Here is a 25,829-nt window from a genome sequence, read left to right as displayed (position 1 = left end):
CTATGTTTATGATCAATATTCATTTTCTTGTGTGCAGGAGAGAAGAGTGTTTACTCGTCGTCTTCTTCTGCCATAATCTTCTTAACGAACTCTTTAGATTTGTGTGTGAACTTGTTCCAGAAGCTATTGCGACGCTTTTCTTCTTCAAGTTCGCGCTCTCTTGCTTCCTCTTCCTCACGTAGTTTGCGTTCTTCCTCCTCACGTTTACGACGTTCAGCTTCCGCCTTCTTCTTCTCTTCTGGAGTAGGAACGATGCCTTGACCTTGTCTTGCCGCAGTGGAAGGAGTGTAAGGTTGTTCGATAGGAGTCGCTACAGCAATCTCCTCATTATTAAAGAGATTGGTCTGTGCAGGGTTGTATTCAGCGCCAGCACAGTTCATATCGCCCTTAGCAAGCAGCCCGAGAATAGTATTCATGTTACCATTTCTTGCAGTGATATCCGCATTGCTTGAAGAGATAGTATGTGTGACAAAGTTCGCTTTACGTATCTTGTCGATATGAGTAGTATTGCGCATGCAACGCTCAATGTTCTTGAGATTCATGCCGCCACCAGTAAGGATGATACCACCAAGAAGTTTGTCAGCATATTCAGAAGGTACCTGATACCACACGTTCTCAACGATCTCATTGATACGAGCTTCTACTATCTCAATGAACTTACGGCTGTCAACAGAGCGTTCAGCGTCGATAGAATACTTTAATGTATTATCGATATCGTTGTTCTCAGTAAAGGCAGAACCATACTTAAGCTTCATAGCCTCAGCATCCTTCTCCTCCATCTGTAGGCTTGCGATGTCCTTTGTGATATTGTTACCGCCCAAAGGAATGACAGCCAAGTGGCGAAGGATATTCTTATAGTAGACAGAGACCGTGGTTGTATCAGCACCAAAGTCGACCAATACACAGCCACCACGCTTCTCAGCCTCGCTCAATACTGCATCAGCCAAGGCCAAAGGAGCAAGATACATCTCAGCGATAGAGATGCCAGACTTCTCAAAGCTGTTGTTGAGATTATCGTAGAAAGCCTTGCGCCAAAGGATGTTAAGGAAATTACCCTCAAGTCGAGAAGCCTTAATACCTACTGGGTCGAGAGAGTACTGGTTGTCAACTTTATACTCCTGAGTGGCAGCATCAAGGATCTCCTGGTCCGGATAGGTCATGTTACGATTGGCATCCATCAACTCATTAATCATGTCAGAAGTAATGATAGTATCGGTTGGTAAGTCCTTTACTATGACATTGCGAACGCTTCGTATGGACTGTCCTCCTACGCCAACGTAGACTTGAGAGATTTCATACTTCAGTTGTTTTCTTAGTTTGTTGATAATGCTGGTGAGGCACTGTCCGGTCTTATCGATGTTGTAAACGACACCCTTACGAATGCACTGTGTAGCGTCTTCCTTTACAACAGCAAGTACGGAGATGCTGCCGTCAAGGTTTTTCTTGCCAGCAATACCCGTAATCTTTGATGAGCCTAATTCAATGGCTACTATAAACTCTGCCATATTCGTTAAGTATTTTGTTGCTTATTTATATTCTCTAAATTGTTAGCTATTTATTCTGTCAGACCGTCGGAAGCATTCTCTTGTCGCTTCACTTCCGTACGAGCCTTCTCCCTTTCCTCCTCTTCTGTGCGTTGTACGTCTTCTACCTTTTCAGACTTAGCTTTCTTAATAACCTCGTCCTCTTCTGCCTTCTCTGCCTTTTCGTCACGTCTCCTACAGATGATTTGGTTGTCGAACTCAATGTCTATGTAAGAATACTTGTTCCATCCAGCTTGTGAGAGTCCATATCGATAGAACTTCTCTAAGCGTGATAACTTCTTTGTCACAAAGACATTGATATCATGTTTACGTTTCCATGGACCATTGTTCTTAGGCAGATAACCCATGAAAATGATGTGATTACCGACGCGAGGAACTAATTCGATCCCTCTGTCAGGCAGTACGTTAATCTGTTCTATCTGGTTGAGCCATAATGGAGAGGCATTGATAGCCATTGCCAAAGGGGCTATATACAGACGTGCAAAATTGTTGTCTATATTACCAGTAGCGATAATCAAGTCGCTTGTGTACTTAGAGTTAGGAAGTATCCCTCCGTTATCATCAAGATAGTAGTCAGCCCCAGTATTACTCTTGATGCGTATAATCGGCATACGTTGCGTAATTTGGATATTGACCTGACCATCTTTTGTTATGTAGCACTGCGCTGTCTTGATAAAAGGTCCCACCTTTAATGCTTCCTCAATGTGGCGAGGATTGATGTCCTTTACCTTCTTATTAAGCGGATAGAGGTTTACCTTCTTTAATATCTGCTTGATTTCTCCTGCGGTAAGAAAGCCTGCGTTATTCGAGTCGGAGATGTTGATGTTCACTTGGGTACATAGCTCTTTGCTCTCATCAGGCTTATTCCATGAGGTAACAGCCACGATGAGATAAATAGCCAGTAGGAAGTCCAGCGTAGTGATGATTATCTTTTTCCACCGAATGCGCATATCTATTCTCTCTTACTTACAGTGTTCTACGTTCTTATATTACTTCTTGTTGAGTATTTCAGCAATCTGTGGGACATAGTTATCGAGATTGCCTGCACCCAAAACGACCAACACATCGAAGTCTCTTGACTCCACAAAGTTAAGTACATCATCCTTTTGTATCATCTGCTTCTTGACATCTGGACGCAGATTATCGTAGATGAGCTTACTTGTCACACCTGGGATAGGTTCCTCACGAGCAGGGTAAATCTCGGTCAAAACGACCTCATCAAAATGACTGAGCGCATCAGCGAATTCTTTGTAGAAATCGCGTGTGCGAGTATAAAGGTGAGGTTGGAAGATGACAGTAACCTTCTTGTCTGCATAGAGTTCCTTCAGACTCTTCGCACTCTGTAGTATCTCCTTTGGATGATGCGCATAGTCAGAGAGGAAAACATGGCGGTCGTTCTTAATCTTAAAGTCGAAACGGCGGTCAACACCACCGTAGGTCTTCATGCCATTGCGAAGCTCTTCGGCAGTACAACCATTGAGTTGTGCCATAGCCATAGCAGAGATACCATTCTCTATGTTGATAGGAATAGGTTGTCCAAGCTCTACATCCTTTACGTTTTCGATAGGGGAAACGAAATCAAAGGTGATAGTTCCGTTTGCAATTCGTATGTTCTCAGCATGGAAATCACCCTCGTCACGACTGTATTCATAGGTTCTTACCCCCTCTTGTACGTTCGGTTTCATCTCTAAGTCCTTATGGATAATGAGTGCACCACCCTTTTTGATGAGTTCTGTATAATGACGGAAACTCTCAAGGTAAGCCTCCTTAGTACCATAGATATCCAAATGGTCGGGGTCGGTAGAGGTGATAACGGTCATCCAAGGACGCAGCCAATGGAACGAACGGTCGAACTCATCGGCCTCAATGACTACAAAGTCGCTGTGGTCAGAGAGGATGTAGTTGGTGCCATAGTTCTTAGAGATGCCCCCAAGGAAGGCATTACAGTCCAAATGACTCTGGTGCATTAGGTGTGCGCACATACTTGACGTGGTCGTTTTCCCATGTGTTCCTGCAAAGCAAAGACCCTTGTGTGTGCGGGTAAGAGTACCTAACACTTGTGCACGTTTCTGTATCTCAAAGCCGTTCTCACGGAAATAAACCAGTTCAGCATGCTTAGCTGGGATGGCAGGGGTGTAGACAACCAACGTAGACGATGGTTCTTTACAGGCTGCTGGGATAAGTTCAACATTCTCTTCATAGTGAATGTTCATCCCTTCTTTCTCCAGAGTGTGTGTGAGTTCGGATGGTGTTTTGTCATATCCCGCCACTATCAACCCTTTATGAAGGAAATAGCGAGCTATAGCACTCATACCGATGCCACCCGCACCAACGAAGTAAACTGATTTAATATCTTTGAGTTCCATGTGTTATATATTCTTTTTCTGTCTTTTGTTTGATGGTAGCTTTGTGTTTCACTACCGTTTCTTGCATTGCTATTGGGTGAGTATGTGTATTAAGCCTTTATGAGTTTGATAACCTCATCAGCAATAATCTCAGCAGAGTCCTTCAACCCCATCTTCTTAACATGCTCACTTAGACTTGCTAGCTTCTCGTCATTTGTGATCGTCTCAAGGGCAAGCTTTATCAATGTGTCAGGTGCTTCAGCATCCTTTACACAGAGGGCAGCATCTTTATTGACTAACGCCATAGCGTTCTTGGTCTGGTGGTCTTCTGCCACATTAGGACTCGGAACTAAGATAACTGGCTTGCCAATGAGTTGGAACTCACTGATAGAACTTGCGCCAGCGCGGCTGATAACGAGGTCAGCAGCCTTATAAGCAGCTCCCATATCACTGATGAAATCCATTATCTTCAGGTTGGGTAATTCCTTACCCTTCATCGAATCCAATATCTGTTGATGGTAGAATTTACCAGTCTGCCAGATGAATTGTACGTCTGACTGTGCTATGAGGTCGAGGTGTTCGATGACAGAACGATTGATAGTCCTTGCTCCCAGACTACCACCCACAAGTAGGATGGTCTTTTTGTTAGGGTTGAGACCGAAGCTCTCGCGTGCCTCTTCGATAGAAAGTGGGGTAGAGAGGACATTCTGTCGGACAGGGTTACCCGTCATGATAATCTTGTCTGCAGGGAAGAAACGGTCCATTCCTTCGTAAGCAACACAAATCTTTTTCACACGCTTCGCCAATAGCTTGTTCGTTACCCCAGCGTATGAGTTCTGTTCTTGGATAAGACATGGGATGCCCATCTTGGCACATTCGTAGAGTGTTGCACCACTGGCATAACCACCAACACCCACAGCAACCTGTGGCTTGAAGTCTTTAATGATGCGACGAGCCATACGAAGACTCTTCCAAAGCTTGTAGAGTACTTCAAAGTTCTTTAACTTGTGTGTACGGTCGAAGCCTTTGATAGGTAGACCTTTTATCTCGTATCCTGCGGCAGGGACGCGTTGCATCTCCATACGACCATCTGCACCTACAAAGAGAATCTTCGCTTCTGGGTGCTTAGCTTTGATGGCGTTGGCAATAGACACAGCCGGAAAGATATGTCCTCCCGTACCGCCACCGCTGATGATTATTCTTAATTCCTCGTCCATGTGTAATCTTCTTTATAACTTACAAAGGTAATCATTTTTTTTATCTTCGCTCAACTTTACTCTTCCTTTTTATTTTTCTCTGTCAATTAGACAGTTGCGTGAGAAAGATTTTCGGCTGAACTCTTATCTTCCTTCTTCTTCTTTGCAGAGCGACTTACGCTTAGTATGACACCAATGTAGATACAGTTTATTATCGTTGAGGTACCACCCTTACTAATGAGTGGTAGAGGTTGTCCTGTTACAGGGGCTAATCCAACAGCTACTAACATGTTGAATAGGGCTTGTGTAACCAAGAGGAAGGCTATTCCCATTGCTAAGAACGCTGGGAAAGTGTTCTCACATCTGTTGGCGATGATACCCGTTCTGAAGAGAAGGATGATATAGAGTAAAGCCACAAAGATAGCTCCTTCGATTCCCGTCTCCTCTATGATGATAGCATAGATGAAGTCGGAGAAGGCCTGTGAGAGGAAGTCTCGCTCGTTAGAATTGCCTGGTCCTTTTCCTACAACATCTGATGAAGCGATGGCAATGTTGGCATGTGCGACCTGTGCATCCTTATCCAAATCGTAGTCTTTAGGTGCTACATATTCATTATTAAAGAATTTCTTTATACGAGCCTTCCATGTGTCAGCACGGTGAAGCGTTTTCCCAATGAAGCCAGGTGACTCTTTCGGCTGTGCTGCCACCGTCTGTTCCGTAAGGTTCTGTTTGTCAGGTAGATCGTCTTCCAGCTTCTTGTCATCACCAACCAGCATCACTAAGGATAGTGCTAAGACGCCAAGTAGGGCAATGAAGCCTACCAACCGACCTAATTGCTTGAGTGGAACTCTTCCTACAAACATCATCAGAAGAACTGTAAGGGCAATGAGCATCGCCGTAGAAAGGTTCTCAAAGAGAATCAAAAGAATGATACCACTTGAGAGTAACATGATGTATTTGAAGGCTTTACGGTCTGCTCCATGATCTGTTTGCATAGCACTAAGCACCTGCGCAACCGCTAAGACCAATGCACCTTTGGCTAATTCGGAGGGTTGAAATTGTAGACCTGCAAGCGTAATCCATCTGTTTGCGCCATTTGTTGTTTGTCCTGCTACAAGCACCCAGATAAGCATTAGTGTCGAGAAGATAAGTACGATGGGTGTTATGAGCTTGAAATAGCGGCACTTAATATTAAGTACAAACACCATCAAGACGATACCAACGATAAGAATACTGCAATGATAGATGATAGGACTCCAGTAGTTTCCCTTTGTGAACGACAGTGAGCTTGAAGCCGAGTAGACCTCAACGATACTGATGATACATAGGAAGAAGAAGACCATCCAGATTACTTTGTCTCCTTTAAAAATATTACTGAGAGATTTATTCTTCATTGTTTTGTTGTTCCTTATGGGATTTATTAGTCCAATTAGTCTTATTGGTCCAATTTAGTCTTATTAGCCCAATTAGCCAGATAAGTCTTTTCCTACAATGCTCTTACATAACTCTTGAACTGCTCGCCACGGTCTTCCATATTCTTAAAGAGGTCGAAGCTTGCACAACATGGGCTTAAAAGGACGGTATTGCCAGGCTTTGCTAATTCAGCACAAGCCGTCACACAATCCTTCATTGAGTGCGTGTCACGAACAGGAATACCGAGGCTATCGAAGTTGTCATGGAGTTTTTTATTATCAGCACCAAGGTAGACAAGTCCAATACACTTCTGCTTTACTAAGTCTTTCAATACGCTGTAGTCGTTACCTTTGTCCTTACCACCAAGGATAAGAACGGTAGGTGTGTTCATACTCTCAAGTGCATACCAGCATGCATCAACGTTAGTTGCCTTTGAGTCGTTGATGTATTGCACTCCAGCCACCTTGCAGACCTTCTCTAATCTATGCTCTACACCAGGGAAATCGCTCAGACTCTTGCGGATGTTCTCTTTCTTTATACCACTGATGTCTGAGGCAATGCCGGCAGCAAGAGAGTTATAGATATTGTGCTTACCAGTTAAGGATAGGTCCTCTTGCTCCATGTTGAAGGGTTCAGGTTGCTCTATGGTGTATTGTCCTTCTTCGATATATCCAATGCTTCCCTTCTCTTTTAATTCAGAAAAAGGATAGCATACTGCATGCACATCAAACTTCTCTAACTCCTTCTTTATTACAGGGTCATCATTCCAATAGATGAAGCTGTCCTCCTTTGTCTGGTTCTGAATGATACGCATCTTGGCGTCGGCATAGTTCTCAAACTTATAGTCATACCGGTCCAGATGGTCGGGAGTGATATTGAGAAGAATAGCAATATTTGCACGGAAGTCGTACATATTGTCTAATTGGAAGCTACTTAACTCAATGATGTAATACTCATGTGGGTCTTCTGCAACCTGTAATGCAAGGCTGTTACCTATGTTTCCAGCCAATCCTGCATCGTATCCAGCATCCTTGAAGATATGATAAATGAGGCTTGTTGTGGTAGTTTTACCATTACTTCCTGTGATACAAATCATCTTAGAATTGGTATAACGACCAGCAAACTCTATCTCGCTGATGATATGTGTACCTTGTGCCATCAGCTTCTGAACCATCGGCGCCTCTTTAGGAATACCCGGACTCTTAATGACTTCGTCTGCATTAAGAATCTTTTCTTCTGTATGCTGTCCTTCTTCCCATTCTATACCACGCTCGTCAAGCATCTTCTTATACTTGTCCTTAATGGCAGACATGTCTGAAACAAAGACGTCGAAGCCTTCTTTCTTAGCCAATACAGCTGCGCCAGCTCCACTCTCACCGGCTCCAAGTATTACGATTCTTTTCATATATCTTTCCTTTCCTTACTCTATACAAATGAAATGTTATTGTTTGATGGGCTGTTAACTGTCATCTGATAGTTTGTTGTTTATTCTTTTAAATACGCCTCAATAGGGTGGTGCTAAATTCGGACTCCTATCGTGTCAGTGAACTATACAGCTCTCGTTAACGCCCTACACACCTCTTCTTTACCTTATCTTAAGTGTGATGATAGTCATTGCAGCGAGGATGATAGTCACAATGATGAAACGTAAGGTAATCTTACTCTCATGGATAGCACTATGTGGCTTCTTTAAGAGATACTTACATTCTGGGTCGAGTTGACTGTCTTGTGTGCGGAAGTTATCGTGGATAGGGGTGCGTTTGAAGATACGTTGTTTAACTCCTTTACGTTTTCCTAACTTGTAGTACCACACTTGAACGATAACGCTTAAGCTCTCAACAAAGAACACACCACAGAGGATAGGGAGCATCAACTCCTTGTGAATGATGATAGCACCTACTGCTATGATACCGCCAATAGTAAGACTTCCTGTGTCGCCCATGAATACCTGTGCAGGATAAGCATTATACCAAAGGAAGCCAATCAGGGCACCTATGAAGGCCATAAAGAATACTACCAACTCTTCAGAACCTGGTATATACATGATGTTCAGGTAGGCGGCGTATTGTATATGGCTACTTACGTAGGCTAAGATACCCAATACGACACCTATGATAGCGGAGTTTCCTGCGCACATCCCGTCCATTCCGTCATTGAGGTTGGCACCATTAGAGACGGCTGTAACGACGAAGATGGTCATAAGAACAAACAGTATCCAGCCTCCTGCAGTCTTGTAGGGACCTAAGAAACCCATAATCTCTGAATAGTCGAGATTATGTAGTTTGACAAACGGAATGGTTGTCTTAAGCGTTTTCTCAGCTTTTGCCTCATGCTTGATGACGATTTCTTTACCATTCTGGTTGGCTACTTCAAGGTTCAAGTTAGCTTTAACGTCTGGAGAAGCCCAAAGAACCAAGCCTACGATAAGCCCGATAGTTACCTGTCCGACAATCTTGTATTTACCTTTCAAGCCTTCCTTGTCATGCCGAAATATCTTGATAAAATCGTCCATACCACCGAGGAATCCCAGCCATACGGTCGTTATAATCATTAACAACAGATAGATGTTACGTAGTCTACCTAACAAGACAACTGGAATCAGCAGTGCAACGATGATGATGATACCACCCATTGACGGTACACCAATCTTCTTAACACCGAATGGGTCAATCTGTGCATCTCGTTGAACCTCTGTTATCTGTTTCTTCTTGAGGTATTTTATAAACCGTTCTCCAAACCATGCAGAGATGATAAGGGCTAATATCATTGCCAAGATAGAACGGAAACTGATGTATCCCCATAGATGGGAACCACTGATACCGAACTGGTCAAGCCAACGGAAGATATAATACAGCATGTTATTTCTTTTTTTATTTATTCTTATTAGATGGTGTTCTTTAAATCAAAACAGCATTGTTGCTTATTTGATTCCAAAGATTTCACGGATGACCTCATGGTCATCGAAATGATGTTTCACACCATTTATCTCTTGATAGTTCTCATGTCCCTTACCTGCAACAAGGATAACATCACCCTTCTTCGCCATCATTGCTGCTGTACGGATGGCTTCCTTGCGGTCGACGATGGTAAGAACTTTCTTGCGTTGTGTTGTGTCCAGACCTGCAAGCATATCGTCGATGATAGCTTGTGGCTCTTCGTCACGTGGGTTGTCACTTGTCAGGATGACAGTGTCACTTTGCTTTACTGCTTCCTGTGCCATCAATGGACGCTTACCCTTGTCACGGTGTCCACCAGCGCCACAGACCGTGATAACATGTCCTCCTTTACCATCAAGTACGTCGTGAATAGCGTTGAGTACATTCTCTAATGCGTCTGGAGTATGAGCATAGTCGACAACAGCTGTGAAGCCTTCTGGTGATTGGATAGGTTCCAATCGACCGTTAACGCTCTTCAGCGTACTCATTGCAATCAGTATCTCTTCAGGCTTCTTACCTAACATGATGGCTGCTCCATAGACAGCAAGAAGGTTGCTTACATTGAATTTACCAATGAACTGTACGCCCACTTCTTTACCATCAATCTCAAGGTACATACCCTCGAAGTGACACTCCAATATCTTTGCACGGAAGTCTGCCATGCGTTTGATAGAATAGGTCTTGACGGTTGCTTTGGTATTCTGAACCATTATCATACCGTTCTTATCATCGGCATTGGTGATGGCAAAGGCATTCTTAGACAGGCCATCGAAGAACATCTTCTTTGCATTACGATAGTTTTCGAATGTCTTATGATAGTCAAGATGGTCACGAGTGAGGTTGGTGAAGATACCTCCAACAAAGTCTAATCCCCCAATACGATGCTGGTGAATGGCATGACTAGAACACTCCATGAACGCATACTCGCATCCTTCGTCAACCATCTTGGCAAGAAGACAGTTGAGTTCTATGGGGTCTGGTGTGGTATGACTGGCTGGGTATTCCTCGTCATTGATATAGTTACATACCGTAGAGAGCAACCCCACCTTATAACCGAACTCTCGGAACATCCTATATAATAAGGTGGCAATAGTCGTCTTACCATTTGTTCCAGTCACACCAACCAATTTTAGTTTGTGTGAAGGGTCTCCATAGAACATAGTGGCAACCTTGCCAGCATCCTCTTCAGTTGAAGCTACTTGAATGTATGTTACCTTATCATCCAATACCTCTGGCATGTCTTCGAGTAAGATGGCAACGGCTCCCAATTCAATAGCTTTGCTAATGAACTTATGTCCGTCTACTTGAGTTCCTTTCATTGCGATGAATAGATGGCCATTCTCAATCTTGCGGCTATCAATATTCACACCTTTAATCTCAATGTCTACATCACCTTTGCAAGCGATGGGCTTTACATTTGTAAGTAGTTTACTTAACTTCATATCTTTGTTCTATTCTTATTCGTTCTTTATAATGTAAGGGGAATTATCCCTTTGAGCGTTTTCTTATCCCATTCTTAGTTCACAGCGCATGCCTTTCTTTACTTTCTCTCCTGGTGCAAGACTCTGTTGGATAACGCGACCTCTACCAATGATGATTGCTTTTATCCCATGTGTCTCCATCAGATAAACCGCATCACGAGCTCCCATACCATGTACGTCTGGTACAAGGTGGGCTTTTGATAGGTTCTCCTTTTGGAAGGATAGCGTCTTACTATTCGTTATTGTCTTTCCCCAAATAGGATTTCCGAAGGGTAGAGAACCGTTCCATCCGTTTGTAATGTTAAAGCCAAGCGCATTTAACACGTAGTCGGTCGCTAATAGATTACCTGTCTTTGCGGTTGGGATGAGGATAGATTCCTTGTCACGTGCGTCTGTTACATTTAGTTTCAGACTCTGTGCCATAATGCCTTCAGCAATATGATGGAACACAACTCCACTCATTCCACCTCCCGAAGCAGGCAGACCTGTCTTCTGAATGCAGACGATACAGCTGTATCGAGGGTTATTTGCAGGGAAGAAACCTGCAAAGCTCAGCAGGTAGTTGGTACCTCCCGTCTTATAGCCTAAGGCACCTTTTGACATCTGGGCAGTACCCGTCTTACCCGCAACAAGGAACTTGTCTGATCCTGCTTTCTTACCCAAACCTTCTGATACTACCTCCGTCAATATTCGGGTAATCTGTTTTATCGTACTTTCCTTTGCTATATGCTCTTTTAATACCTTTGGCGGATTGTCATAGATGACCTCGCCATTCTTCACAATCTGCTTTACAAAGCGTGGTTGCATCAGCTTTCCTCCGTTAGCGATAGCGTTATAGAAGGCAATAGTTGATATTGGAGGTATCTGTGTCTCGTAGCCGATACTCATCCATGGAAGGGCCGTAGCACTCCAGTTGACATATTGGCCACGGCTGTTCTTACGTGGCATACGAATCCTTGCAGGGGAATATCCGACAATAGGAATATGGAAGTCTGTAGCAAGTCCGAGGTCGTAGATGCCTTGAACAAACTTCTCTGGGTTCTTGTGATAGTGCAAGTCGATGATACGACTAACACCAATATTAGAACTGTACTTCAATGTCCATGGCAGTGTCAGTGTGCCGTAACCACCACGTGTCCAGTTATGGTCTTTCATGTCTCGGCCATACATGTTCCAAACACCAGGTCCTGTCTGAACGGTGTACATCGTGTCTACCACTCCATCATCCAGTGCTGTCATGATGGAAGCAGTCTTGAATACAGAGCCAGGTTCCAACAAGTCGCTTACAGCATGGTTCTTAACCTCTCTATATTCACCGTCGCTACATTTGTCGAGATTGACGATTGCTTTCACATCACCCGTCGCTACCTCCATCACAATGGCAACACCTACGTTGCCATTAATCTCTTTCAGCTCGTCAATCAACGCACGTTCGGCTAAGTCCTGCATACTGACATCAATGGTCGTTATGATGTCGGCACCGTCAACAGGGGGTGTGTCAGTGATATTAAGGAATCTATTGCGCACCTTACGACGGTGAATGATACCATTCGTACCACGAAGGATAGAGTCGTAAGAAAGCTCCAGACCGCAGCGAGCCGTATCTTTCGCACCGAACATATCGCCAATGGTACGTTGAGCAAGTGAGCCAAACGGACGACGACGGGCATTGAACTTATCCCAGTGGAATCCGCTCTTATTCTTGTTCTCAATCTTGAAGATAGGAAGAGATTGTATCTCTTTAAAGGTGTTATAGTCGATACGTTCGTTCCATATAGGCCAATGCTTACTTACCTTATGATATCCTTCCATGAGATACTGCTTGAAGTATGAGGCCGATTTCTCTGGGAAGATGTTGTTCAATCCTTTGCTTATATAGTTGATACTATCGATGAAAGCGGTGTCATTTCCTGCTACTTTCAAAGCGTTAAAGTCCATGTAAACCTTAAACTCAGGTATTGAGCTTGCCATGAGTTGCCCATTGCAACTGAGTATATTACCTCTGGTAGGCTTGGTCGAAACGCTGTCTTTCTTCTGAGAAGCAGCCACTTCCATCCAGTAAGACCTTCCTGCTGTCATAGTGTAGATAGTCTTACCGATAACAGCTACAGCGATAAGCGACATGATGATGGCTATGACGCTGTAACGAGGCATTATTTTACTATTATCAAACTTACTCATATCTTATTTCTCGGGTACATCTATAATATAAGGTGGACGGTCTGACATCTTTAGGACACTGTCCTTTCTTGTCTTCAAGATTTCAAGTATATGGCTCTCACGTGTCTTCTCAGTGAGTTGACTACTACTTGATAGTGCACGATATTTAGCATCGTCCAGTTCATTCCTTAACTTATCAATATCAATAAGATACTTCTGTACGCTATATCGATTTGATATATAGACGATGGTAAAGAAGACGATGGTGATAATCAACCAGATGTTATTACGAAGGAGCCGTGCTGAGAGAATATCACCACCTAATATCTTTCTCAAGGTAAAGTTAGAAGATTGCGGTTGCTCATCTTCACGTGCTTGCTCTTCTATAGCAGCTTTAATCTTTTCGACTTCCTCCTCTTCTTCTTTCTCCTTCTCTTCTTCTTCTGTTAGTGGTGTTACAGCTTCATTGTTGGCAGAGGCCTGTGTTGTCTCCTCTACAGCTTCTGTCTTGATGAGTGGCTCCGTAGTGTTTGGCTCATTCTCAGTGAAGAGTGTTATCTCTTCTGTGAGGGCTTGCTCCGTTGCCATTGGCTTCTTCTTGTCGTTCTCGTCATTCATTTGCTTTCTTTTCTGCTATTCTTAGTTTTGCACTTCGGCTTCGTGGGTTTCTTTCTTGTTCGTCGTTACTTGCTGTGATAACTTTGTTATTGACCAATCGGAAGGGTGTCTCTATTCGTCCGAAGAAGTCTTGCTTCACTTTACCCTCGATGTTACCCGACTTCATAATGTTCTTCACCATTCTATCTTCTAATGAGTGGTAGGTGATAACAGAGAGTCTACCGCCAGGACGAAGCAACTCGGTTGCTGCTGTGAGCATCTCTTTCAGAGCGTCCATCTCGTGGTTTACCTCAATGCGAAGGGCTTGGAACATCTTTGCCATGTCTTTCTTCTCTCGTGCCCGTTGGAAGAAAGGTTCGATGGTCGTCAGTAGATCATTCGTCGTCTTGTATGTTTTCTTTTCTCTTGCTTTAACGATGGCTGAGGCGATACGGCGTGACTGTTTCAGTTCTCCGTAGAGATAGAGTATGTCTGCCAATCGTTCTTCGTCATAGTCGTTAAGGATGTCGGCTGCTGTCAGTCCTGCTCTTTTGTTCATTCTCATGTCAAGCGGGGCCTCGAAGCGGAAGGAGAAGCCGCGAGTCTCATCATCGAAATGATGACTGCTGACGCCAAGGTCGGCAAGGAGTCCGTCTAAATGGTCTGTCTCATAATACCGCATCCAGTTCTTCAAATATCTGAAATTAGAGCGAACAAACGTGAAACGGCTCACTTGCTCATCGCTTAGTCCCATGCTGTCAATGTTCTGCTCGGCATCAGCATCTTGGTCGAAGCTATAGAGATGACAGCCTTCTCCTAAGCGAGAAAGAATCTCTCGGCTATGACCTCCACCTCCGAAGGTTACATCCACATAGACTCCATTCGCATGAAGGTTTAGTCCTTCAATGCTTTCGTTGAGGAGTACGGGAATATGATAACATTCTGCAGTCTTAATCATGCTGTTGATTCTTGTGTTGTTGATTACTCGTTGTCCTGTGAAGGAGTGTCAATCCAGAAGGTTCCTTCCATCCCCATGGTTTCTTCCATGGCTTTGCTAAATTCTTCAGCCGACATAAATGGCTCGTTGTCAGCTTTGTTTGCCCATATCTCAATACAATCGTCCATCCCTGTGAACCTAATTTGTTGGTCAATATTGGCCATCTTCAGATATCGCTTTGGTATTAGGAAACGACCGTTACCATCCAATGTAATCATCTCAACATCGGTGACGTATTGCCGATAAATCATTTGGTCGCGACGGCTCCAACGGCTTAGACGGTTGCGAAGTGCATCCATTCGTTTGTTCCATACCGACTCGGGGTAGAGAACCAGACAGGGTTCGAAGATATCTTTGCGCAATACCAACGACTCTTCGCCAGATGCGTTAAGCACCTTGCGAAAGACTGCTGGCAGGAAAGCCCGCCCTTTTGCGTCTGTTTTTGCTTCGATATTTCCTAAAAATCTCATACCTGTCTTTTTATAAAGCTGTATTTGGCTTCAAAGTTACACATTTTTCCCCACATATCCCCACTATACTCCACAATATTTTAAGAACGCTCTTAATTTTTATTATATTAACGCTTCAAGAGGCGTTACTTCCCTCATGATTATCATTCAAGAGCATGCGCTTGAGTCTTACTGTTGGTTGAGTGGACAATGTCGGTTGTTTACTTGTTTGAAATATATTTACAGTTAAACCGTGTAAAAGTCTTTCTTTGAGGGCTGAAAAGCTGGTTATGGATGTTGGTGTAAGTATCATGTATTCAAATATTTGCGAGGTGGCAATGAAGAAGACGCCTAATAAGCTTCAAGAAGAGCGTTAGTAAGCTTCAAGAAGGGCGTCTTCTATAGGCTTGAAGGGCCTTGTCTGTAACGTTGTTGGGCGTAGTCTACTTTTAAGAGGGTGAAATTTTATTACAAAACAGAGGACTGTGGCAATCTTTATCAAGGCTTCTCTCCGAAGAAAATTATCTATTTTAGGAAGCGTTGAAGTCGTTTTCTTGCTAATATTATGCCTTTGTTTCGTTGTGTGTCAGTAAAGTGGGGGATATGAGAAAGTGTGGGGCATAATCGGGAACTTGACTTTTAAGGAGTGCTCCCAACCGAGTTAATGACATGATTTTTTTATGTTTAAGCCCATATTTTTCGCAAAAAAAGCAGGCTATTCCAAATCGTTTCGTTATTTTTGCACTTTGTTAGGAGAGAATAGAACACATGAGTGAAGAAATAGAGAAGACGATAGACATTGACAAGATTCTAAGAGATAAGATGGGAGCGAAGGCTAAATTCGTTCCGTCTTTTGCTGTCAATTGGCTAAAACGTATCCTCCATGAAGACGAGGTGAACCAGTTTCTTTGGGAAAGTCGTGGCTTGACAGGTACGGAGTGGCTCACGGAGTGTGTGCGTTATCTTGATATGACGCTACAAATCGAAGGGTTAGAAAATCTCCCAAAGAAGGACGATGGTAAGCTCTATACCTTTGTCTCAAATCATCCCCTTGGTGGGCAGGATGGTGTAGCACTCGGTTCTATTATCGGGAAACACTATGATGGTAAGTTCCGCTACCTGGTTAACGATTTATTACTCAATCTCCCTGGATTGAAATCAGTAAGTATTGGTATCAACAAGACGGGAAAACAGAGCCGTGATTTCCCTCGAATGGTTGAGGCTGGATTTCAAAGTGACAATCATATCTTGATGTTCCCAGCTGGACTGAATAGTCGTAAGATTAATGGAAAGATACATGATTTAGAGTGGAAGAAAACTTTTATCACGAAGAGTATAGAGTATCAGCGTGATGTAGTCCCTATCTTCTTTGGTGGACGCAATTCAGATCGGTTCTATCGCATCGCTCATTTCAGTGATAAATACGTCAAGAAGGTGAATATTGCCATGCTCTTCCTTGTCGATGAAATGTATAGAAATGTTGGTAAGACATTCCGAGTAGCGATAGGGAAGCCTATCCCTTGGCAGACATTCGATAAGAGTCGTACACCGATGGAATGGGCAAAATATGTCGAAGACATGGTTTACGAGCTATAATCATTAGCTTCAGTGGAGACAAGGTGAAGTGATTTACCACTCGATAAGATATAGAGAAAGAAAAGATTTATTAGAATATATGGAAGAAGAAATCATCCAACCCATCAGCAAGGAACTACTCAAGGGCGAGTTGACTCCTGACCGGATGCTTCGTACGACAAACAAGAGTCACAATGAGATTTATGTTGTGACTGCTAAAACAGCTCCTAACGTGATGAAGGAGATTGGACGTTTGCGTGAGATAGCTTTCCGTTCAGCGGGTGGAGGAACGGGAAAATCGATGGATATCGATGAGTTCGACACGATGGAGAATTGTTGTAGGCAGTTGATTGTTTGGAATCCTGAGGCCGAGGAGATTATCGGTGGGTATCGTTATATCTTTGGTAGCGAGTGGAAGATAGACCAGAACGGACAACCAAAGGTGGCAACAAGTCACATGTTCCATTTCTCTGATAAGTTTATGAAGGAGTATGCTCCTTATACCGTTGAGCTTGGACGTTCGTTTGTCTCGTTGGATTACCAGAACGTTCGTAAGAATTCTAAGAGCATCTTTGCGCTGGATAACCTCTGGGATGGGCTGGGAGCATTAACGGTATTGTACCCTGAATGTAAATACTTCTTCGGTAAGATGACGATGTATCCTTCGTATATCCGACGTGGAAGGGATATGATTCTCTATTTCTTAAAGAAATATTTTGATGATAAGGATGACCTTATAATACCGATAAAACCGCTGAAAATTGACACTCCAATGACGGAGTTGGATGCTCTCTTTCAAGGTGAGAACTTCAAAGAAGACTATAAGATACTAAATCATGAGGTGCGTGAATTGGGATATAATATCCCTCCTTTGGTGAATGCCTATATGAACCTTTCTCCAACCATGAAGCTTTTTGGCACTGCTATCAACTATGGCTTTGGTGATGTAGAGGAGACAGGAATACTCATTGCCATTGATGAGATTTTCGAAGAGAAGCGTATTCGGCATATAGAAAGCTTTGTTGACGAGCATCCAGAGGCTTTGAAGTTTACGAGCGGGGCTAATAATGTTATCTATAAAGAGAAGGAATAACATAAAGGTAAGAATATATAGAAATAAAAGAAAGGCAGGTAATCCGTTGATTTTGGGATTACCTGCCTTTCTTCTATTACTTTCTTCGCCCTTTACTGTGTCTAAGTAAAGATGCGAAGAAAGTATTAATTGTCGATGAAATCGCTATCTTTTATCTGATAAAGAGTAGTTCACGATATTTTGGAAGTGTCCAAAGTTCGTCGCTGACCACCAACTCTAATTTATCAATCTGATATCGGATGGCTTCCATCTTGGGTGCGATAGTGTCATGATAAGCGATAGCTTTCTCACGTTGACTTTCTATCTTGTTAGCTTGTTTACGTGCGTTGACAAGTTCCTCCACGCCAGACTCGATGATAGTTGTGCGTTCAGCAATCTCACGAATAATCTTTATATTTCGTTCGCTGAGCTGTTTACCCTCTACATCTCCGAAGATGTTGACCATATTCTGCACATTCTTAGCTAACTGACTCTGGTAGTGTGTGGCCACAGGGATGATATGGTTCATTGCCAAATCGCCCATTACACGTGCTTCAATTTGGATTTTCTTTGTGTAAGTCTCCCATTTCACCTCGTTACGAGCCTCTAACTCGTTACGCTTCATGACGTTCATAGACTCGAACATCTTGATAGAAGCGTCGTCAAGGTAGCGGTCGAAACACTTAGGGCAGCTTGACTCACAATCGAGACCACGTCTGCGTGCTTCTTCTTTCCATGCGTCAGAATATCCGTTTCCATCGAAGTGGATAGGCTTGCAGGCCTTGATATCCTCACGAACGATGTCAATGATAGCTGATGTCAAGTCTTCTCCCTTTTCTACCAGAGCATCTACTCGCTCGGAGAAGTTCTGTAAAGCCTCTGCAATAGCTGTGTTGAGTACGATCATGGCAGATGCACAGTTGGCTTCAGAACCAACGGCACGGAACTCAAATCGGTTACCAGTGAAGGCAAATGGAGAGGTCCTGTTACGGTCGGTGTTGTCGATGAGCAACTCTGGAATCTCTGGGATATCCATTTGCATACCAGTCTTTCCACTTAGGTTAAAGATGTTCTCCTTGTCAGCCTTCTCTATGTGGTCGAGTAGGTCGCTAATCTGTCGTCCGAGGAAAGAGGAGATGATGGCAGGTGGTGCTTCGTTTGCTCCAAGACGATGATCGTTGGTTGCACTCATCACAGAAGCCTTCAAGAGGCCATTGTGTTTGTAGACTGCCATGAGCGTCTCTACGATGAATACAACAAAGCGGAGGTTGTCTTTGTGGGTTTTCCCTGCTGCATGGAGGAGGATACCATTGTCGGTACTTAGGCTCCAGTTGTTATGTTTACCAGAACCATTGACTCCTGCAAATGGTTTCTCATGGAGGAGAACACGGAAGCTATGCTTATGTGCAACCTTCTTCATGAGTGACATCAAGAGCATGTTATGGTCTACGGCAAGGTTGCACTCCTCAAAGATAGGTGCTAACTCAAACTGACCAGGTGCAACCTCATTGTGGCGAGTCTTACAAGGGATACCTAATTCGAGTGCTTGTATCTCAAGGTCTTTCATGAAGGCTTGCACACGCTCTGGTATTGTTCCGAAGTAATGGTCGTCCATCTGTTGGTTTTTTGCAGAGTCATGACCCATCAGTGTGCGACCTGTAAGCATAAGGTCAGGACGAGCAAAGTAGAGGTCCTCGTCTACAAGGAAATATTCTTGTTCCCACCCAAGATTTGTGTGAACTTGTTTTACGTCTTGATAAAAGTATTGGCAAACTTTGGTTGCTGTCACATTTACAGCATGGAGTGATTTTAATAATGGTGCTTTGTAATCAAGTGATTCCCCAGTATAAGATATAAATATTGTCGGGATACATAGTGTGTCTTCGATGATAAATACCGGACTCGTAGGGTCCCAGGCAGAATAGCCTCGTGCTTCAAAGGTGTTACGGATACCTCCGTTAGGGAAAGAACTGGCATCAGGCTCCTGTTGAACAAGTAGTTTTCCTGAGAACTCCTCCATCATACCGCCTTTTCCGTCATGTTCAATGAAAGCATCATGTTTCTCTGCAGTACCTTCTGTTAGGGGCTGGAACCAGTGTGTGTAGTGTGTTGCTCCGTGCTCTTCGGCCCATTTCTTCATTCCCTGTGCTACTGCGTTAGCGATAGAACGGTCTAATCGTGTCCCGTTATCGATGACATCTATGAGCTTATAATAAATGTCAACGGGTAGATACTTGTACATTTTTGCACGATTGAAGACGTATTTACCATAGAAATCTTCAGGACGTTCTTTCGGTGTCTTAATCTCTAAGGGGCGTTTCTTGAATGCTTCTTCGATAGCTCCAAATCTTAAATTTGCCATATTCTTTGTCTTAAAATGAAACTTGTCTGTGCAAAATTAACTATTTTCGAGTTATCCTGCAAAGTATTTAAGAATATTATTATTTGTGTGTTAAAGCCTATATTTCAACGCTTAAATTGTTTGTTAAGAATTATGTTATCTGTTTACGGTATATAGTAATAGGGTACTTAATGCTGTCTACGTTCCTATTTAATAATCTGAATGAGCCGTTGGAAAATACTACGTTACGATGGCGATGTGGATCATAGGGGTGAGAGGTATATAAAGAAAGCGGTATTCTCTATTTATGTCTAATAGGTGAATAGGGTATAAAGGCTAACGACTCGCATACTATCGTATGTATGTGCTAATGCCATGTTGGGTCATTAAGATGAAAGTTAGATATTGGATAGGTGTAACTTTCGGGCATAAAAAAAGTGCATATCTGCTCACGCAGACATACACTCAGCCACTTAACTAAATAACTCAAAAAATTATTTGACTCAAAAAAATCATTAGGCTATCTTCTCACGAGGACTGTCCTAACTACTTTAATTTGACTATTAACTTACTAATAACTATTTAAACGTAATTTGATTGCTACTCAAGAAATATCTTTAATTGACTTCGCAAAGGTAGTTATTTTTTTGGAATAACAAAGGACATGCAAACGATTTATATTTGTTATAAGCCTATTTTTTTATTATAACTATAGATTTCACTGTAATTATCCTCTATTTTCGGCCTTTTCATCGATAAATGTTGCCCTTTGAGAAGTATGTCTTGTTATTGGCCTTTTTCCCCAGAAAGTTTCTTTCTATAAACTGTCGGAGCCACTCCGAACCGCTTTTTGAAGGCTTTACTCATTGCAGCGAGGTCGCTATAGCCACATTCGTAGGCTATCTCGGAGATATTTTTGTTGTTGTCTTTAAGTAATTCGCGGCACTGAAGCATACGGCATTCACTCTGCCATGAGAGGAAGGTCTTACCTGCAAACTCATATATATAATAGGAGAGGGCCATGGTAGGAATACCTATCGAAGCTGCCGTCTTCTCCATCGTGAGCTCGGTGTTGGATAATGGGAACGGGTCTTGGTCTAACCATTGGTCAATCTTCTCTTTGATTGTTTTACCCCGGTTATAGCTGTGAGACTCTAATTTCTTGATGTGCTTATGTAGGTTCACATAGAATCGAGTGATGGCTATGACGGTGAAGATAATCCCTATCTTTAAGATAGCATGGAATGTTATTGTAGGGATAAATTGTCCTATGGTTATAGTAACTAAGAGGATTCCCGTCCCTAAGTACAGTGTGTTGCGTCGGGCAACACCTCTAATATCGCCTTTATCCTCTATGATCTGTTGCTTGTATTTTATCTGTTGAAGTAGGATTTCAACTATCATTAGTAGCATACAGAATATGATACCAGCTACAAAAGCAATTCGCATATATGCCTCCATCGGTATTGCTTGGTTAAGAGCCTGCATCACTTGGTCGTAGTTCTGGAAATGATAGATATGACCATTTGCCGCATATATCATCTGAGGCGTCAGAAGAGACAAGGGCAGAAGGTTATAGAACAATAAGGCATACTTGTTTGCATAGATCTTGCCATTACTGAATGTCGTACAAGTAATGAGGAAGGATTCCCAAAGAAGATACAAGGAAAGGATTGATGGAACGCATAGTATCTCCGTTTCATCGTTTCTGCTTCTAAAGAAATGGCAACATAGATATAATAATAACAGGCAGTAGTCTGCTATAATTACTCTACGTTTGAAGGTGAGTGGACCGCTTGGCGACCTCCAATACATTAATGTAATGATGATAAAGCATATAGCTGTCGCAGCGATAGCCACTAATGATGTTGCATAACTTAAAATCATGATATGTCTGTGTTGTTGTCTAATACAAAGATAATAAATTTATCTCGTAATCTTTGTTTCTTAGTCTTCTTTTTGGAAAGATTAAGGAGATAACATATCTTCTGTTATCAGACAACTTCGTTTGTAAGGTTGATAAAGCCCCTGAGGGGAGGTGATATTGTCAATACTAATAGGTGAGCACTATGCTCGAGAACGATAGGCCCTCTCAGGGGACGGTTGTTTTGATGACTAAGTTTATATCGTTGTAGGTGATGTCAGAAGGGCATTGTTCTTTAATCGGTTTGATGCCGTTCTCTCTTCCTACAGCTTTTGCGATACGTTTAATGATATTAATTTTCTTTTCCTCTATGACATCTTCAAGTTTTATATCTCCATTGTTGATGTAAGGAATGAGGTGTCCTTGAATGGTTCCTTCGGTGAGCCCACGTTCCTTAGCAATCTCTTCGATGCTTTTACCTGCTTTATAGAGGATGTAAGACTGCTCGTATGTGCTAATCTTCTTAGCTGCTGGGCTGTCTTTTGTTTCTCTTCTCTTTCTTCTTTTTCTCTCGGTTTCATCGCCAATACTGTTGAGAATAGCCTCTTGCTTCCTTGTCAGATAGTTTGTTATGGTGAAGTCTTCTTCCATCATGCTCTCTAATAGGTCCTGCTTGGCGTCGTATGTCTGTTTAAGTTCCGTGTAAGTACTATCAAAGCGTTTAGCCCCAACCTTATTATTCGTTTCTACCTCTTTCGTTAATGGTATGGTCTTGCTGAATATCTCCGTCAATTCACTATGGAAATAGAGAGCTCCCTTCTTTATTCTCTCCTTGAAATCTTCTCTCTGAAGTTGCTCGGTAGTCATAGACTTGATAGTTTTCTCCCATTTCATCGCTACTCCGATGACTCTGTTCTCTAAGTCAGACAACGCCATCTTATGGAGTGCATTTATCTTAGTATACTTAAAGAAGAACTCTGTAAGGACTCGGAAGAGAGCGGCCTCATATACTTTAAGGTCGTTGAAATTAAACATCTCAATGAGTAGCTGGCGATAATATTCCTCTTTGAGCGTTGGTAATACGGAGATACTCTTCTGTGCCTCTTCTGTTTGATGAGAGATATAATCGCTCACTCTACTATCGTTAATGATAGCCGTATTGCCGATAGGAGAGGCTAAGACTAAACCTTCTAATGACTTACAACGACTCAGTGCGACATAGACCTGTCCTGACGCAAAGGATGCCTGTGCGTCTATGATAGCATGTTCAAAGGTTAATCCCTGACTTTTATGTATGGTTATGGCCCATGCCAAGCGGAGTGGATACTGTTTGAAAGTTCCTTGTACCTCAGCTTCTATCTGTTTAGTCTTTTCATTCAAGGTATATTTGGTGTTCTCCCAGGTTTCTGCTTCAACATCAAAGGGCTCTTCGTCACCAGGGCAAAGAACGCTGATTTTCTCATTGTCTACGTAGGTGACGTGTCCAATGCGGCCGTTATAGTATCTTCCAATGTTATCATTACGGATAAACATCACTTGTGCCCCAACCTTTAATGTTAGGTTGAAGTCTGTTGGATAGTTGTATTCTGGAAAGTTTCCCTCTGTCTCTGCACTGAAGGTATAGGCCCTTGTCGGAAGATTTCTTAATTGGTCTTCGTTATAGCTTTCGGCCATCCTGTTGTGTGTCGTCAGTCTGATATAGTCGCTTCCCTGCTTCGGTTGAAAAGTGGGGTCGTAACGTTGGTTGAGTCTTTGGAGGTCGCTCTCCGAAACGTTACCCTCCCTTATATTATTAAGTAAGGTGATAAAGGTCTCGTCTTGCTGTCGATAAACATGGGTAAGTTCAATCGTAACGTAGTTAATACTACGCAAAGCTTTTGAACCGAAGAAGTAAGGAGTATCGTAGTAACGTTGTAGTAATTCTTCTTCTGTGGGCGTCACGACAGGAGTGAGTTGTTGTAGGTCGCCTATCATGAGGAGCTGCACACCCCCAAAAGGTTTGTTGGGTTCACGAAAACGGCGCAGCACAGAGTCGATGGCATCGAGTACGTCGGCCCTTACCATACTTATCTCGTCTATGATAAGTAGGTCGAGCGTACGCATAATCTTACGTTTCTCTTTGCTATAATCAAATCGATTCTTAATGTTTGCATTAGGAACAAAAGGCGAGAGGGGGAGTTGGAAGAAGGAATGGATGGTCATGCCGTCAGCATTCATTGCAGCCACACCAGTGGGGGCAACGATGACGTTTCGTTTGTTGCTGTGTTCTTTAAGTGCGCGAAGGAATGTGGTTTTGCCCGTACCAGCCTTTCCCGTTAGGAAAATACTAATTCCGGTGTGTTCTACAAAGTCCCATGCATTGCGTAATTCTTGGTTTTTCTCCATTCTCTTGTGCCTTTTTTGTTTGCGGCAGGCAAAGTTAGCTTAAATATTTGAGAAAAGCAAGTGTTGCTACTTTGATTTATGTCAATCGGCTTGATACAGCATAATAAAAGGCCAAAAAGGCAACGTTCATCTGCGTATCTTTTGTTGGATAGTGTTTTTCTGCCTAACTTTGCACTCGTAATTAAAAGGATAACATATTATGAATTGGGGGAAAACGTTCCCCATTAAAGGTAGAAAGATTATGGTTTCATTAGTAATTTCAGCTGTTGTAGTAGCAGCATTAGTAGCAAAGGCAGTAAGTGTTAACAATCACATCGCTGCCTAATTAAAAAGGTAATTTAGAAATTTGAGAGTATTTACAAGGTCCCGACTCCGTTTATGACGTGGTCGGGATTTCTGTTTCTATTTACTTTTATGAGTTTGCCTTGTTCCTTTACGACGTTTTAGAAAGGTCGAGTAATAGGACCTAAGAAGGTATGGGAGGATTTATCAGGATTCCTTGTCGTAGTCATGAAAAAGTAGGGACTTGTATGTTATTTCTGGTTTACGCCATAACCAAAGAGGGCAAAGTCGGCTTTTAGTGGGTCGTCGGGAAAGATTTCTAATAACTTGTCTGTAAGTTTACGAGCCACCGACATAGAGGTGGTTTTACTTGTTATAAGACCTAATTGTAAGGACTGTTGTATGACATGGGTGTCAAGCGGCATGATGAGCGAACGTAGACGGATAAGGTCAGACCATATACCGAGGTCGACAGGAGAGTCAGTGCGCACCATCCAACGAAGGAACATACAAACACGTTTACAACTTGAGCTTGCGTTTTTGGGTACGATTCCCACAGCTTCTTGCTCTTGGAAATAATGACAGATGGCCTCTACTGCCTCAATAGCCTCGAGTTGATAATTGTCGTCATTATGCCCAGTATGACAACGAATAAAGGTTTTCATGTCTCCATACACCTCATACATCGCTTGGAGCGCATTGAAGAGATCGTACATCATCGCATTGGTATAAAGACGATAAAAACACGTGTCGTCGTTAGGGATATCAAGTTTGTATTTCCCACTCTTTATCCATTCGTAAGGTTCATAGCGCGAACAGTCGAGCAGATATTGAATGCGAGGCATGAAAACGTTTCTTGAACCATAGCTAAGACAGGACGCAATGAAAGCGATAGTCTCCTGATTTCGTTCTCCAATCACTTGGTGCATAAACCATGATGGGTCGCCATTGAGAAAATCAGACACCTCGTATTTATTCGCAAGCGAAAGGAGTTTGCGGCGTAATGACCTTACTTCTGTTTCATTAAGAAGGCGTCTCACACCTCTTCCTTCCCTTGTCTGTGGAGGGGTAGGGGTGTGAGACGCAGCTTTCGTAGTCCTTGGACATTTAGGATATGTCTTCTTTACGTTTTGCTTCTTAGACATTGTTGTATTAATAGCTCTGTTGTCTCACCTCTACAATCAGATGAGGG

Annotated in this window: 18 protein-coding genes; 2 read left to right on the top strand and 16 right to left on the bottom strand. The window is 42.8% G+C overall.

The annotated features are described in order from the left end of the window. Positions 1 to 50 precede the first annotated feature (50 nt). From ftsA to mraZ, 12 genes are all read right to left on the bottom strand, one after another. Positions 51 to 1,505 carry a cell division protein FtsA gene (ftsA, locus tag AXF23_RS08615; RefSeq protein WP_009010892.1) on the bottom strand — a complete coding sequence of 485 codons (1,455 nt, stop codon included), beginning with the start codon at positions 1,503 to 1,505 and terminating at the stop codon, positions 51 to 53. A 50-nt stretch (positions 1,506 to 1,555) separates the two neighbouring features. After that, a complete protein-coding gene (locus AXF23_RS08610) occupies positions 1,556 to 2,494 on the bottom strand; it encodes a cell division protein FtsQ/DivIB (RefSeq protein ID WP_107625006.1) in 939 nt (312 codons plus the stop codon). Between the two features lie 39 nt (positions 2,495 to 2,533). After that, a complete protein-coding gene (gene murC, locus AXF23_RS08605; protein ID WP_089365749.1) occupies positions 2,534 to 3,910 on the bottom strand; it encodes a UDP-N-acetylmuramate--L-alanine ligase in 1,377 nt (458 codons plus the stop codon). Positions 3,911 to 3,999: 89 nt separating this feature from the next. Beyond that, a complete protein-coding gene (gene murG, locus AXF23_RS08600) occupies positions 4,000 to 5,106 on the bottom strand; it encodes an undecaprenyldiphospho-muramoylpentapeptide beta-N-acetylglucosaminyltransferase (protein WP_107625005.1) in 1,107 nt (368 codons plus the stop codon). An 86-nt stretch (positions 5,107 to 5,192) separates the two neighbouring features. Next, positions 5,193 to 6,479: an FtsW/RodA/SpoVE family cell cycle protein gene (locus tag AXF23_RS08595; protein ID WP_107625004.1), complete on the bottom strand. Its 1,287-nt coding sequence runs from the start codon at positions 6,477 to 6,479 to the stop codon at positions 5,193 to 5,195. 92 nt (positions 6,480 to 6,571) lie between these two features. Further along, entirely contained in the window at positions 6,572 to 7,903 is a 1,332-nt protein-coding gene (murD, locus tag AXF23_RS08590; protein ID WP_009010887.1) for a UDP-N-acetylmuramoyl-L-alanine--D-glutamate ligase, read from the bottom strand. Between the two features lie 180 nt (positions 7,904 to 8,083). Further along, positions 8,084 to 9,355, bottom strand: a complete 1,272-nt coding sequence (locus AXF23_RS08585; protein WP_107625003.1) for a phospho-N-acetylmuramoyl-pentapeptide-transferase — start codon at positions 9,353 to 9,355, stop codon at positions 8,084 to 8,086. 63 nt (positions 9,356 to 9,418) lie between these two features. After that, positions 9,419 to 10,876 (bottom strand): UDP-N-acetylmuramoyl-L-alanyl-D-glutamate--2,6-diaminopimelate ligase, encoded by a 1,458-nt coding sequence (locus AXF23_RS08580; protein WP_009010885.1) that lies wholly within the window; start codon positions 10,874 to 10,876, stop codon positions 9,419 to 9,421. 63 nt (positions 10,877 to 10,939) lie between these two features. Then, complete coding sequence (locus tag AXF23_RS08575) at positions 10,940 to 13,096, bottom strand: penicillin-binding protein (protein ID WP_107625002.1); 2,157 nt, start codon at positions 13,094 to 13,096, stop codon at positions 10,940 to 10,942. A 3-nt stretch (positions 13,097 to 13,099) separates the two neighbouring features. Continuing rightward, entirely contained in the window at positions 13,100 to 13,693 is a 594-nt protein-coding gene (locus AXF23_RS08570; protein WP_107625001.1) for an FtsL-like putative cell division protein, read from the bottom strand. Next, positions 13,686 to 14,630, bottom strand: coding sequence for a 16S rRNA (cytosine(1402)-N(4))-methyltransferase RsmH (gene rsmH, locus AXF23_RS08565; RefSeq protein ID WP_107625000.1), 945 nt, complete (start codon positions 14,628 to 14,630; stop codon positions 13,686 to 13,688). The genes AXF23_RS08570 and rsmH overlap by 8 nt, the downstream gene beginning before the upstream one ends. Before the next feature lie 23 nt (positions 14,631 to 14,653). Further along, positions 14,654 to 15,139 (bottom strand): division/cell wall cluster transcriptional repressor MraZ, encoded by a 486-nt coding sequence (gene mraZ / locus AXF23_RS08560; RefSeq protein ID WP_107624999.1) that lies wholly within the window; start codon positions 15,137 to 15,139, stop codon positions 14,654 to 14,656. Positions 15,140 to 15,886: 747 nt separating this feature from the next. Here mraZ and AXF23_RS08555 point away from each other — a divergent pair. Together AXF23_RS08555 and AXF23_RS08550 are read left to right on the top strand one after the other, a co-directional pair. After that, positions 15,887 to 16,714 (top strand): glycerol acyltransferase, encoded by an 828-nt coding sequence (locus AXF23_RS08555; protein WP_107624998.1) that lies wholly within the window; start codon positions 15,887 to 15,889, stop codon positions 16,712 to 16,714. 79 nt (positions 16,715 to 16,793) lie between these two features. Next, a complete protein-coding gene (locus AXF23_RS08550) occupies positions 16,794 to 17,786 on the top strand; it encodes a GNAT family N-acetyltransferase (RefSeq protein ID WP_009010879.1) in 993 nt (330 codons plus the stop codon). Between the two features lie 151 nt (positions 17,787 to 17,937). On the opposite strand, the gene AXF23_RS08545 is transcribed toward AXF23_RS08550, so the two are convergent. From AXF23_RS08545 to AXF23_RS08530, 4 genes are all read right to left on the bottom strand, one after another. Next, on the bottom strand, positions 17,938 to 20,127 hold the full coding sequence (locus AXF23_RS08545; RefSeq protein ID WP_009010878.1) for a glutamine synthetase III family protein: 2,190 nt from the start codon (positions 20,125 to 20,127) through the stop codon (positions 17,938 to 17,940). A 765-nt stretch (positions 20,128 to 20,892) separates the two neighbouring features. Next, a complete protein-coding gene (locus tag AXF23_RS08540; protein ID WP_107624997.1) occupies positions 20,893 to 21,993 on the bottom strand; it encodes a helix-turn-helix domain-containing protein in 1,101 nt (366 codons plus the stop codon). Between the two features lie 205 nt (positions 21,994 to 22,198). After that, positions 22,199 to 24,355, bottom strand: a complete 2,157-nt coding sequence (locus AXF23_RS08535; protein WP_107624996.1) for a helix-turn-helix domain-containing protein — start codon at positions 24,353 to 24,355, stop codon at positions 22,199 to 22,201. 533 nt (positions 24,356 to 24,888) lie between these two features. Then, on the bottom strand, positions 24,889 to 25,782 hold the full coding sequence (locus AXF23_RS08530) for a TIGR02757 family protein (protein WP_233251266.1): 894 nt from the start codon (positions 25,780 to 25,782) through the stop codon (positions 24,889 to 24,891). Positions 25,783 to 25,829: the final 47 nt, after the last annotated feature.

Origin of the sequence: Prevotella sp. oral taxon 313, from assembly GCF_003043935.1 — a bacterium.
Taxonomy (GTDB): Bacteria; Bacteroidota; Bacteroidia; order Bacteroidales; family Bacteroidaceae; genus Prevotella; species Prevotella jejuni.
The sequence above is the reverse complement of the archived record's forward strand: the minus strand, read 5'-3'. Positions and strand labels throughout refer to the sequence as shown.